At 61.1% G+C, this 11,799-nt stretch carries 9 protein-coding genes, 4 pseudogenes and 1 other annotated feature; of the genes and pseudogenes, 9 read left to right on the top strand and 4 right to left on the bottom strand.

Features of this window, described 5'->3' with window-relative positions; genetic code table 11:
• Positions 1-127: pseudogene (locus EN859_RS34680) on the top strand (IS630 family transposase); the annotation flags it as partial.
• Here EN859_RS34680 and EN859_RS34685 read toward each other — a convergent pair.
• Positions 124-1,224, bottom strand: a complete 1,101-nt coding sequence (locus EN859_RS34685; protein WP_127857148.1) for a hypothetical protein — start codon at positions 1,222-1,224, stop codon at positions 124-126. The pseudogene EN859_RS34680 and the gene EN859_RS34685 sit on opposite strands and share 4 nt — an antisense overlap.
• 915 nt (positions 1,225-2,139) lie before the next feature.
• Here EN859_RS34685 and EN859_RS34695 point away from each other — a divergent pair.
• The 6 genes and pseudogenes from EN859_RS34695 to EN859_RS34715 all read left to right on the top strand — a co-directional run bounded on the left by EN859_RS34695 (position 2,140) and on the right by EN859_RS34715 (position 7,731).
• Positions 2,140-3,939 (top strand): cation:proton antiporter, encoded by a 1,800-nt coding sequence (locus tag EN859_RS34695; protein WP_127857146.1) that lies wholly within the window; start codon positions 2,140-2,142, stop codon positions 3,937-3,939.
• A gap of 198 nt (positions 3,940-4,137) precedes the next feature.
• Positions 4,138-4,193: a sequence feature (sul1 is cis-regulatory element that is thought to sense ions involved in sulfur or methionine metabolism; They are found in Alphaproteobacteria), on the top strand.
• A gap of 67 nt (positions 4,194-4,260) precedes the next feature.
• Positions 4,261-5,745, top strand: a complete 1,485-nt coding sequence (locus EN859_RS34700) for a SulP family inorganic anion transporter (RefSeq protein ID WP_127857145.1) — start codon at positions 4,261-4,263, stop codon at positions 5,743-5,745.
• A gap of 73 nt (positions 5,746-5,818) precedes the next feature.
• Positions 5,819-5,965, top strand: a pseudogene (locus EN859_RS40635) (universal stress protein); the annotation flags it as partial.
• 530 nt (positions 5,966-6,495) lie between these two features.
• Positions 6,496-6,669, top strand: a pseudogene (locus EN859_RS40640) (universal stress protein); the annotation flags it as partial.
• Positions 6,670-6,673: 4 nt separating this feature from the next.
• Complete coding sequence (locus EN859_RS38455) at positions 6,674-6,955, top strand: hypothetical protein (protein ID WP_210237744.1); 282 nt, start codon at positions 6,674-6,676, stop codon at positions 6,953-6,955.
• 44 nt (positions 6,956-6,999) lie between these two features.
• On the top strand, positions 7,000-7,731 hold the full coding sequence (locus EN859_RS34715; RefSeq protein ID WP_127856348.1) for a CPBP family intramembrane glutamic endopeptidase: 732 nt from the start codon (positions 7,000-7,002) through the stop codon (positions 7,729-7,731).
• 239 nt (positions 7,732-7,970) lie between these two features.
• Here the strand turns inward: EN859_RS34715 and EN859_RS34720 are convergent.
• The 3 genes and pseudogenes from EN859_RS34720 to EN859_RS34730 form a co-directional block, all read right to left on the bottom strand.
• Positions 7,971-8,420: pseudogene (locus EN859_RS34720) on the bottom strand (hypothetical protein); the annotation flags it as partial.
• 10 nt (positions 8,421-8,430) lie between these two features.
• Positions 8,431-8,655: a type IV toxin-antitoxin system AbiEi family antitoxin domain-containing protein gene (locus tag EN859_RS34725; protein ID WP_189502457.1), complete on the bottom strand. Its 225-nt coding sequence runs from the start codon at positions 8,653-8,655 to the stop codon at positions 8,431-8,433.
• Positions 8,656-9,140: 485 nt separating this feature from the next.
• On the bottom strand, positions 9,141-9,911 hold the full coding sequence (locus EN859_RS34730) for an IclR family transcriptional regulator C-terminal domain-containing protein (protein ID WP_127856346.1): 771 nt from the start codon (positions 9,909-9,911) through the stop codon (positions 9,141-9,143).
• Between the two features lie 120 nt (positions 9,912-10,031).
• Here EN859_RS34730 and EN859_RS34735 point away from each other — a divergent pair, with 120 nt between their 5' ends.
• Positions 10,032-10,889: a CoA transferase subunit A gene (locus EN859_RS34735; protein WP_127856345.1), complete on the top strand. Its 858-nt coding sequence runs from the start codon at positions 10,032-10,034 to the stop codon at positions 10,887-10,889.
• A complete protein-coding gene (locus tag EN859_RS34740; RefSeq protein WP_127856344.1) occupies positions 10,886-11,689 on the top strand; it encodes a CoA-transferase subunit beta in 804 nt (267 codons plus the stop codon). The genes EN859_RS34735 and EN859_RS34740 overlap by 4 nt, the downstream gene beginning before the upstream one ends.
• The last annotated feature ends 110 nt before the right edge of the window (positions 11,690-11,799 follow it).

The raw sequence follows: 11,799 nt of genomic DNA on the forward strand, positions 1-11,799 counted from the left end.
GGCGGCAATCAACCGCTTCCTCGTCGAGCACAACCAGAAACCCAAACCTTTCACTTGGACCGCCGACCCCGACAAAATCATCGCTGCCGTCAAACGTGGGCACCAAGTGTTAGATTCCATCCACTAGAACCTCAAATAACGCGCCGTTTTATCATCACCCCTCAAGGTGCGTTGAAGCTGTTCCTCCCAGTCCGAAGGCATTGCCTGGGGCATCTTCAGTTTGATGGACTCTTCTCCCGCCTTGAAGTCATATTGAACCGCCCCGGGTTTTCCGCTCGGAAACATAAGGAGGGGTGGTTTCTTTCCCGAGTGATGCAATAGACACTCAACAACGAGATCAACACCGGCCTTTGGCCCGATGGGGCCTGTGGGGTCGGCGTACGGCGTTGGAATTTCGAATAGATCTGGCCCTCCAGGATGCCACCGCGCAACCAACAACGACCCCTCATGGTAGGTCTGGTAGTACGCCGTCTCTATCTTGCTGAAGGTCTCTCCGGTCTTAGTGACGTTCGTGACATCCGGCCGCACGTCGCCCGCCTCATCCTCGCTCCAGAAATCGCGGAACACGAAGAGCACTTTATCTATCTCGGCAAACCCACCTTCCTTGGCGCTAATCAGCTCAATTGCTCCGCCGAAGCCTTCTGCCAAACCATGACCTTGCCTGTGCTGAGCCAATAGGTACTGAGCGCAGACCGAAATAACCTCGAAGAAGAATTGATCGGCACCGACGTCAGGTAACATGCGCCATTGCAGGACTTCGTCAAAGTCCTTCCGCCCGGACCCTCCCAACATGGCACTCACATTGCCCGGATATGTCGGCGTCTGAACGTTGTGTCTGAAAGCGACGAACCCTCTGTCAGTGGTGAGGGCCTGCATAAACCAGCAGCAATCTGTCTTCTTCGGTAGAGCGGCCTTTTCCTTCAGGGCGTTGAGGTCTGCAAACGCTAAAGGCTCATCTGGAGCGTTCGCCAGCAAATGACGGAACGCCACCTCGAAGTCGGCAAGCTCGCCACTCCATCCCACTACAATGGCGGGACCAACGCGAAATATCTTCCGAACTAGCCCAGCTACAAACCTAACAGTATCAATAACTTGGTCTGTTTCGTTTGGCAGTCGCTGCGTTGGAATTGGGTTGTCTTCGAAAACGCGCGATCGTGTAGTCAGTAGAGCGTCGCCAACTGCGATCAGATGTGGCGGTTTGAAGAGGGAAGCTATCAGCGTCACGATGGTCGATCCTTCGGTAGCGACCTCATGTGCATCAGACCGAGACACGCTGCAAGCCTTGGGTCGGCCTCAGTAAAATGACGGACTGCTGGCGCTCGTGATACTCGCTAACGCCCATCTTCTCGGTATCGAGCGCCGTGGACGTTAGCAGCACCCGGTCGCAAAGGTCCATGTCCCGCCTGGCCGCGGGGCGGACTACAACCGTTCGCGCATCGCAGCATTGGCTTAACGCACGTCCGCTTCTGGCGCTCCTTGCTCCTTCCCGGCAGCCGATCAAACGGCAAAACCTCCACCCCTCCACGACCTTCGACTGTGGCCTCCCTGATAGGCAAAAAGCCCGCGCTTATCATGCGTGACGGCGAGGAAAGTCCGGCCGACGATCGGCAGCTTCATACGAACGACCGGAGCTTCGGCCCGCATGCGGTCGAGCGTTGGGATTGGGTTTGCGTGGAAAGCCGGTGAAACGATGTCGAAAACGTACAAGTCGACTCTGCTGCTTGCTCGCTCCTGCATGGGAATTTCCTCCGGTCCGCTGCCAATGCGGCAGTCACAGTCTCGTCGGGGGTCATCGATGGACTAGCCCGGCGGTGGCGAAAGAAAAGCCGGCGACAAGCGTGGTGCGCCCTTTCTATCCCCCATTTCCTCGTTGTTCTGGTTACTCACTCTCCTGCGCATCGCTGTCCTGTCGATCACGCCATTCGGGCGACGAGGCGTCAGCGGCACCTCGCCGGACGATTGCATGAGAACCCCGCGGTTCAGCACGACTTCCGAAAAGGGGGACATTCCGCCACTGCGTAATCGGATCTGCTGGAGGCCCGGAGCCCGCAGTACCGGTCGGTAGCTCTTGCCTCACGCTCGCTTCGGGCGATACTTCCGATTCAGGTCCCGCATTCGCGGGTTTTTTGGCATGGGTCCATGACGGGCGCCGAGAGTTTCGCTGGGTACAAGAATCTGCTGCTGTTTCTTGTGACGGCCGGCGTGGTCGTGCCGCTCTTCATGCGCCTGCGAATAAGCCCGGTGCTTGGGTTCCTGACTGCGGGGGTAGTCCTCGGGCCGTTCGGGCTCGGCGCCCTTGCGCAGGACGTACCATGGCTTTCGGCAATTTCGATCACCGATGCCGAACAGATAGCTGGACCCGCTGAATTTGGCGTAGCGTTTCTCCTCTTCATGATGGGGCTGGAGCTGTCGTGGGAGCGTCTGGTGCGGATGCACAAGCTCGTTTTTGGGCTGGGCCTCGCGCAGGTGGTGCTGTCGTCGATCGTGCTTGGTCTCGTCGCATTTGTGCTCGGCCAAACGCCGGTGTCGGCCATTATCCTTGGAGCCTCGCTGGCCCTCTCATCCACCGCTTTGGTCTTGCCTTCGCTCGCGGAACGCAAGCGGCTCAGCTCAGCTGTAGGGCGCACCTCGTTTGCAGTGCTCCTATTCCAGGATCTTGCGGTTGCACCGCTTCTGATCTCCGTAGCTTTGCTTGATGTGCGTCACGGCGCCGTTGGCTTGGGGGCGCTTTACGCCATCATCCCGGCAATTGCCTCCCTCGGTGCACTGATTGTACTTGGGCGCCTCGTGTTAAGGCCACTCTTCAAACTCGTGGCCGCGACAAGCAGCAACGAACTGTTCCTGGCTGCGTGTCTGCTGATCGTCATCGGCACGGGGCTGGTCGCTGTCGCTAGCGGTTTGTCGATGTCTCTCGGCGCGTTCGTTGCCGGGCTGCTCCTTGCTGAAACGGAATATCGCCGCCAGGTTGAAGTAGCGATCCAGCCTTTCCAGGGCCTGCTGCTTGGGCTGTTCTTCGTGGCTGTCGGAGCCGGACTCGACCTTACTCAGTTGCTCGATAACCCGTTTCCAGCGCTCGGGACCGCTTGTGCGTTCGTTGCGATCAAGTCGCTGGTTCTTTTGCCGATTGGGCAGGGTTTCGGCCTTTCGCGGCATTTGGCACGGGAGGTCGCTCTCATCCTGAGCCCGGCGGGCGAATTTACCCTTGTGGTAATCGGCGCCGCGATGGCCGCCGGCATCGTGCCTGCGCGGGCTGGTGCGACGGCAATGATAGCGACCACGCTTTCAATGTTTGCGATCCCAATCATGGTGCGCATATCGGAGAACCTGTCCTCACGGGGCGCAAGTGAAGAGGCGAGCCTGGCGGCATTAGCTCCAAATGTCACAGACAGAGCCGAGAGGGTAATCATTGCCGGATACGGGCGCGTGGGCGATCTTGTTGGCCAGATGCTGACCCGACACAAGGCGACTTATCTCACGGTAGATAACAACGCAGCGCTTGTTGCACGTGAGCGAAGCAGGGGCGCAATGATCTACTACGGCGATGCGACCCAGGTGGAATTGCTCCGCAGGTGCGGGATCACTTCCGCCCGGGCCCTGGTCGTGACCATGGACAACGCAGTCGCAGTCGAGGCTGTGGTTGCTGCCGCACGCGCCGAGCGGCCAGACCTGGTCATCGTCGCCCGCGCGCGAGACCCAGAACACGCCGCCAAGCTCTACGGCATCGGCGTTACCGACGCCGTGCCTGAAACGACCGAGGCAAGCCTTCAGTTATCGGAAGCGCTCTTGGTCAACATCGGTGTTCCGGCGGGTACTGCAATTGCTTCGATCCATGAAAAGCGCGACGAGTTTCGGCGAATGTTGCAAGGGCCGGATAAGAAAGGGAGAGAGCGCAGGGGGATCCGATTGTCCTCCCGCGATGGGAGGACGGGCAGGTCTTAGCAGACGTCGAATGAATAATGTCGTCATTCTAGAACAGACAGCGTGGCGACCGAGAAGCGTTTGATGCTTGAGAGCTGGCGACTGCCAGCGAAACTGAACGTCGAACTCGCTGCAAAACCTCTGAAGTCGCGATCAGTTGGCACAACGCCGATTTTATGTTGCGTCGCAGCAATCATTCCGCTTATTAAGTTTTCATCGTCTGGACCCGGTGAAATCCCGGGTGGCTCTTCCGGCCGCCGATCCGCCGGATAACGAACACGCTCCGATCTGGTCGACGGCCCTCGTTGGGACGCGAGCGGTGTTTTTGAATTCCGGTACTTCATGAAATCCCTGTCCGCCTACCGCGCGCAATGGTTCGGCAATGTGCGTGGCGATCTTCTCGCCGGTCTCGTGGTCGCGCTCGCGCTCATCCCCGAAGCCATTGCCTTCTCAATCATTGCCGGCGTCGATCCCAAGGTCGGTCTCTACGCGTCCTTCTCGATCGCCGTGCTCATCGCCTTCACCGGAGGCAGGCCGGGCATGATCTCGGCCGCGACCGCCGCCACCGCCGTGCTGATGGTGACGCTGGTGCGCGATCATGGCCTTCAGTATCTCCTCGCCGCGACGGTGCTCGCCGGACTGCTGCAGATCGGCGCAGGCTTCCTGAAGCTCGGCTATGTCATGCGCTTCGTCTCGCGCTCGGCGATGACCGGCTTCGTCAACGCGCTGGCGATCCTGATTTTCATGGCGCAGGTCCCTGAACTGGTGGGCGTGCCCTGGCTGACCTATGTCATGGTCGCGGCCGGCCTCGCCATCATCTATCTCTTTCCCTATCTCACTAGGGCGGTTCCCTCGCCGCTGGTCTGCATCGTCGTGCTCACCGCGATCGCCATCGCCTTCGGCTTCGACGTGCGCACCGTCGGCGACATGGGCGAGCTGCCCGCAACGCTCCCGGTTTTCCTCATCCCGCAAATTCCGCTCACGCTCGAAACGCTGATCATCATCCTGCCCTATTCGGCAGCGGTCGCGATCGTCGGCCTGCTGGAATCGCTGATGACGGCGCAGATCGTTGACGACCTCAGCGACACACCGTCGAACCGCAACCAGGAATGCATCGGCCAGGGCATCGCCAATACAGTGACGGGCTTCATCGGCGGTATGGCTGGCCGCGCCATGATCGGCCAGTCGATCATCAACGTGAAGTCAGGCGGCCGCGGCCGCCTGTCGACCTTTGCCGCCGGCGTGCTCCTGTTGTTCATGATCCTGGTGCTCGGCGACCTCGTCAGCCGCATCCCGATGGCGGCACTGGTCGCCATCATGATCATGGTGTCAATCGGCACCTTCTCGTGGTCCTCGATCAGGAACCTGAAGGATCATCCGCGCTCGTCCTCCATCGTCATGCTGGCGACCGTGGCCGGCGTCATCTTCACGCACAACCTGGCGATCGGCGTGCTGATCGGCGTGCTGTTGTCCGGCATCTTTTTCGCCTGGAAGATCGCGCAACTCTTCCGGATCTCCTCCACGCTGAGCGCAGACGGCCGGCACCGCACCTACCTGATCGAAGGCCAGCTCTTCTTCGCTTCCGCCGAAGACTTCATGGCCGGCTTCGACTTCAAGGAGCCGCTCGAGAAGGTTACCATCGACGTCAGCCGGGCCCATATCTGGGACATCTCCAGCGTCGCCGCGCTCGACATGGCGGTGCTGAAGTTCCGCCGCGACGGCGCCGAGGTCGGGATCATCGGCATGAACGAGGCGAGCGAGACCATCGTCGACCGGCTGGCGATCCACGACAAGCCGGGCGCGCTCGACAAGCTGATGGCGCATTGACCTTTCGCGCCGCGCAGGCGGCGTTTGCCTTACCGCGCATCGCCGGACTACCGTGTCTCGAAGGGAGGACTGCATGACCGACAAGATCATCGCGCTGGTCCACGGCTCGATCTATTCGAAAAGCGTTTGCGAGAACGCCGCCTGGATTTCCGGCCGCACCGGGGCGCCGGTCGAGATACTGCATGTGCTCGGGCGGCGCGAGACGGCGGCGTCTGATCTCTCGGGTTCCATCGGGCTTGGCGCGCGCAGCGAGCTTCTCGCCGAGCTCAGCACGCTCGACGAGCACCGGGCGAAGCTGGCGCAGCGACGCGGCCGCGCCATCGTCGAGGATGCCGAAGCGGCGCTCCGCGCGGCAGGGGTGACCGCCGTTACGGCGCGCCTGCGCAACGGCGACCTGCTTGAAACCGTCGCGGAGGCGGAAGCCGGCGCCAGCGTCGTCGTCGTCGTCAAGCGGGGCGAGGCCGCCGATTTCGCCAAGCTGCATCTCGGCTCCAATCTGGAGCGCATCGCGCGTTCGTCGAAGAAGCCAGTCTTCGTTACGGCCCGCTCCTTTCGCGAGATCGCGAAAGTGCTGGTCGCCTATGACGGCGGCCCGAGCGCGATGAAGGCGGTGGACCACATGGCGCGGTCGCCGCTCTTCGCCGGCCTCGACATCAGGCTGCTCACCGTCGGGCCGGAGAACGTCGAAGCGCGTCGCGCGCTGGAAGGTGCACAGGCGACGCTGAAGGCGGGTGGCCATCAGGCGAGCATCGAGCTCGTCGCGGTCAGCCCGAAAAGGTCATCGCCGAAACCGTCGAGCGCGACGGCATCGATCTTCTCGTCATGGGCGCCTACGGGCATTCGCGCATTCGAAGCTTCTTCATCGGCTCAACGACCGCCGAGATGATCCGGGCCTGCAAGATCCCGGTGCTTCTGTTCCGTTAGTCCGTTGGAGCCCGAGCCACGCGAGATCGAAGAGAAGTTCCGGCCGTTGATTGAAGCGGAGATGGCCGAGCTTGCCCGCCAGTCCGAACAGACCAGCGAAGACCGCAAGCCGGTCGAGCTCGACCAGCAATCCGTCGGCCGCCTCTCGCGCATCGACCCTATTGTGGGACGGTGCAAAAATCAGACGCAAAACAGTCGCTTTAATCCGGGACTTTTGCGAAAACCAGGCGGCCGGAATCGACGCGAAGCGGAAGCTCGCTTGCTCCGGATCAATTCACCGCCATGACCCGAAGCATATTCAAGGTCATGGGGCCAACTTGAGAGGCAGAGATGGACGACCGACAGCAGAAACCGGTTCCGGGCCGGATTGGCGTTGGGCTGTCGCTTGTCTTGTTCGGCGTCCCTGCCCTGCTGCTTTGGCTGGCTACAACTCAGTTGCTGCCTGTCCTGGTGGCACGGGGGTGGGAACCACTTTTGGCGTGGTTCGCGAGCGGCGCGCTTGTCTTGGCACCGCTCCTCGCCGCCGCATTGCTCGGTGCGTGGATGGCACTGCCCGCGCCGTCGCTTCCCGCGATGCTGGAGCACTTGCGTGTTCGCCATCTGAGCGGCGAAGAGTGGCGCCTGGCCGGCCTTGTGCTCCTGTTCACCTTTGCGGCTATCGCTGGTTTGCAGCTTCTCAACGCAAGCGTCTGGCCGGGATTGCCTCCTCATCCTTCCTTCATGGCGGTTGGGCCGCTGGAGATTGGTCGATACTACATTCTTGCGCTCTGGCTGCCGTTCTTTGTGCTCAACATTGTCGGGGAAGAGTTCTGGTGGCGCGGGTTCATCCAGCCGCGCCAGGAGCCGGTGTTCGGTCGGAGCACTTGGCTTGTCCAGGGACTTCTTCATGGCCTCTTTCACTTCAGTTTCGGCTTTGGCGTCTTGTTCCTCCTGTTGCCAGTCGTCTTCAGCATACCGTGGGCCGTACAGCGCACGCGGAATACGTCGGTCGGCATCGTCATCCATGCGGCGGTCAATGGTCCGGGGTTCTTGATTGTGACGCTCGGCCTCATGCCAACCTGATGGCCTGGGCACGTCCACATCCGAGCCAGCCGGAACAAATTGTTCAGTTCGATCGACGTGACCTCGCGGACGATAAACTGGGAACGTGAAGTCAATGTCAGCAAGTGGGGTCGCATCCGTCGTAGTGCGAACGGCAGATTTGGAGAAGCGACATGGAGGGCAGCAAATGGCGCCTCTTTCTCGTTCCGATCGAGGTAAGCTACGGAAGAAAACCTTTCCCTTGTCGCGAAAACTCCCGATCAAAGCGACGGTTTTGCAACTGACTTTTGCACAGTCGCAGAACTCAACTTTTGCGACAACATTTCCTGCTTCCCGCTTTCCTTCTGATGTCGAGCCCAGACGCGCTTCACCTGCGCTTCGCTGCAGCCGGTCAGCTTCGCCGTCCTGCTGATACTGTTGCCGCCAGACCGGAAGACAATGATGCGTTCGTGTGTCACCAGGTCAGCTTGGCGTCCAGCATATTTCCCGTCCGCTTTTGCCAATTCGATGCCTTGCCTCTGGCGTTCGCGGCGATCCTCGAAGTCGTCTCGAGCCATTTGCAGGGCGAGCTTCAGCAACATTTCCTGAATGGACTCGAGCACGATCTTGGCAACGCCGTCAGCGCTGGCCGCGATGTCGCTAAGATCCACCACACCAGGTACGGCAAGACGAGCACCCTTATTCCGAATTGTTTCGATCAGCTTTTCAGCCAAGATCGGATCATACCGCGTCCTGATCGGCGGCGCGATAAATGCCGTAGCCGACCTTGATGAGCAGACCCTCGTCGCACATGCGGGCCAGATAACAGCGGGGAATTCCAATGTCTGTTAGGTCGCACGTTCGCACTTCACCCTTTTCGCGGGCGAGTGCGACAGCGCGTTCTCTGAGGGATGGCTTCGGCCCGCCGGCCAATCGGATACGCTCGGCGCGCTCGCGGTCGCGCATCCGAATCTTGATAGTGGGCTGTGGCGTAGATTTGAAGGAGATCGGCAGTTCGTAGTTCGCAGTTTCGTTCAGCCCGGGGACCCAAAACCTGATTAGCCCAGATCACGTCTGTCCGCCCGGAACAGTTCCACTTTCCCCGCTACAGCCTGTCAGCAATCGACCATCGAACCCTTCGCTCGGATGCGATGATTGCATGGAATGAAGTGCCCGGCATTCACGCCGCAGCCAGAACTGGCGCACAGCGACGGTGGTCTCAGCCAGCCGAAATTGCCCCCTGAGGCCGATCCTAAAATTCATTTCGGCAGCACAATGTTACGTCTGCCAATCGCTACCTTCAGATCGGCAAGCGATCGAGGTCTCCCCTGCCTACCGCCTGACTGGTAGCCCTAACAGGGCAGGCGGATGCATGGGCATCGGCCCGGCGCAAGCCACGAAGCTGTGTTTTGCGGGCAGCCAGAATTTGAAGGGTGAAAACGGCAGGCTCGTCAGACGAAGAAAAACTCTTCGACGCGCTGCTTTGCCCGGAGCAGTGCCGGCAGGATTTCACGCTGCATATCCTCGACCGAGAAACGCGCCGACTGGGTCGAGACATTGATTGCCGCCACGGTGTGCCCGGCGCGATCGCTGATCGGCACGGCGATCGAGCGCAGGCCGAGCTCCAGCTCTTCATCGACGATGGCAAAACCGTCCGCCTTGGCTTTGTGAATGGCCTTGGTCAGCAAGTCCGGCTTGGTGATCGTCATCGCCGTCCTTCGCTCGATTTTCGCCTGTCCGAGAAAGGTCTCCAGCTCATCCGGCGCCAAGCCGGCGAGCAGGACGCGGCCCATCGACGTACAGTAGGCCGGCAGCCTTGTGCCGACATCGAGTGTCACGCTTAGGATGCGTCGACCGGGAATGCGAGCGACGTAGACGACTTCCTCGCCCGACAGCACGGCCGCGTTACAGGCTTCGTCGAATTGCGCCGCGACCTCGCGCATCACGGGCGCCGCGAAGGTCCATAACGAGTCGCTGCCGAGCCAGGTCCGAGCGACAGTCAACAAGCGGGGCGACAGGGAAAAAAGCCGGCCGGACTGCGTCGCGTAGCCGGTGCTCACCAATGTCAGCAGGAAGCGGCGGGCGCCGGCGCGGGACAGCCCCGCCTCTTCGGCCATTTCCGTCAGCGTCATCCCGGTCGGGTGCCGCGCCAGGATTTCCATGACCACCAGCCCACGTTCCAGCGAACCGACATGGTCACGCAAAGTGCCTTCGTCATCCATGTGACCCCCTGGCAAACCAAGCAGCGCCGGGATTGACTCCAAGCGGCATTCCGACATAGAAAGTATCTCATATAAAACAATTGTTCGCAATACGAACTTCTTGGTGTCGGAGTGCCTGCGATGGTCCAGTTCCTGCCGCTCAACCAAGCCGTGGCGGAAAATCTGCACGATGGCGACACCGTCGCCTTCGAGGGCTTCACCCATCTGATCCCGACGGCGGCGGCGCATGAAGCCATCCGCCAGGGCTTTCGCAACCTCACCCTGATACGCATGACGCCCGACCTGATCTATGACCAGATGATCGGCATGGGCATGGCGAGGAAGATCATTTTCTCCTATGTCGGCAATCCCGGTGTCGGCCTGCTCAGACGTGCCCGCGACGCCATCGAGAACGGCTTTCCGCGGGCGATCGAGGTCGAAGAACACAGCCATGCCGGCATGGCGAACGCCTATGAAGCGGGCGCGGCCGGACTGCCCTGCGCGGTCTTTCGCGGTTATCGCGGCGCAGGGCTCGCTTCGGTCAATCCGAACATCCGATCGGTCACTTGTCCCTTCACCGGCGAGGTGCTTGCCGCCGTTCCGGCCATCCGTCCCGATGTCTCCTTCATCCACGCGCAGAAGGCAGACCGCAAAGGCAATGTGCTGGTCGAAGGCATTATCGGCATCCAGAAGGAAGCCGTGCTGGCGGCAAAGCGCGCCGTGGTGACGGTGGAGGAGGTGGTCGACAGTTTCGACGATCTCCACCCGAACCTTACCGTGCTGCCGAGATGGACGATTGCCGCCATATCAGTCGTGCCCGGCGGTTCGCATCCGTCCTACACGCACGGCTATTATGTCCGGGACAACGCCGCCTATCTCGAATGGGACGAGATCGCCGCCGACCGCGAGCGCTTTCAGGCCTGGATGCAGGCAAACGTCATCGACAGCACGGCCGGCGATTTCGCCGCTCGCGTCGAACATCTGAGGCCTGCGGCATGAGCGAGGACCAAAAACTGGGTTTCACTCCCAATGAGATGATGACGATCGCCGCCAGCCGGGCGCTGAAGAACGACGATGTCTGTTTCGTCGGCATCGGTGCGCCGTCGGCCGCCTGCAATGTCGCACGGTTGACGCATGCTCCCGACATCACGCTGATCTACGAGAGCGGCACCATCGGCACCGCGCCTGATGTACTGCCGCTGTCGATCGGCGATGGCGAATTGTGCGAAACAGCGGTCACCACCGTTGCGGTGCCGGAGATGTTCCGCTACTGGCTGCAGGGCGGCCGCATCTCGATCGGCTTCCTGGGTGCGGCCCAGCTCGACAAGTTCGGCAACATCAACACCACCGTCATCGGCGACTATGCGCATCCGAAGACCCGCCTTCCCGGCGGCGGCGGCGCGCCGGAGATCGCCACCTCGTCGAGAGAGGTCTACATCACCATGGCGCAATCGAAGCGCGGCATGGTCGAGACAATCGATTTCTTCACCTCCTTCGGCCATGGCGAGGGCGGCGATCACCGCAAGCGTCTCGGCATCGATACGGCAGGCCCGACGCTGCTGATCACCGATCTCGCAGTCTGGAAGCCGGACCCGGTGACCAAGGAATTCACCGTGGTCTCGCTGCATCCCGGCGTTTCGCGCGAACAGGTGCAAGCGACCTGTGGCTGGACGGTCAAGTTCGCCGAGGCACTTGACGAGACGCCGGCGCCAAGCGAGCTCGAACTCACGACGCTGCGCGACCTGCAGGCCCGCACCAAAGCAGCGCATGAGGGAACCGCCAAAGAGAAGGCTGCATAGATGGCCGAGGCCTATATCTGCGATTACATCCGCACGCCGATCGGACGCTTCGGCGGGCAGTTAGCCTCGATCCGCGCGGATGACCTCGGCGCGATACCCCTGGGGGCACT

Source organism: Mesorhizobium sp. M00.F.Ca.ET.216.01.1.1, assembly GCF_004010325.2.
GTDB lineage: Bacteria > Pseudomonadota > Alphaproteobacteria > Rhizobiales > Rhizobiaceae > Mesorhizobium.

Coding starts and splice junctions, on each gene's coding strand:
- EN859_RS34695 (WP_127857146.1), top strand. CDS start 2,140: ATGACGGGCGCCGAGAGTTTCGCTGGGTACAAGAATCTGCTGCTGTTT.
- EN859_RS34700 (WP_127857145.1), top strand. CDS start 4,261: ATGAAATCCCTGTCCGCCTACCGCGCGCAATGGTTCGGCAATGTGCGT.
- EN859_RS34715 (WP_127856348.1), top strand. CDS start 7,000: ATGGACGACCGACAGCAGAAACCGGTTCCGGGCCGGATTGGCGTTGGG.
- EN859_RS34725 (WP_189502457.1), bottom strand. CDS start 8,655: ATGCGCGACCGCGAGCGCGCCGAGCGTATCCGATTGGCCGGCGGGCCG.
- EN859_RS34730 (WP_127856346.1), bottom strand. CDS start 9,911: ATGGATGACGAAGGCACTTTGCGTGACCATGTCGGTTCGCTGGAACGT.
- EN859_RS34735 (WP_127856345.1), top strand. CDS start 10,032: ATGGTCCAGTTCCTGCCGCTCAACCAAGCCGTGGCGGAAAATCTGCAC.
- EN859_RS34740 (WP_127856344.1), top strand. CDS start 10,886: ATGAGCGAGGACCAAAAACTGGGTTTCACTCCCAATGAGATGATGACG.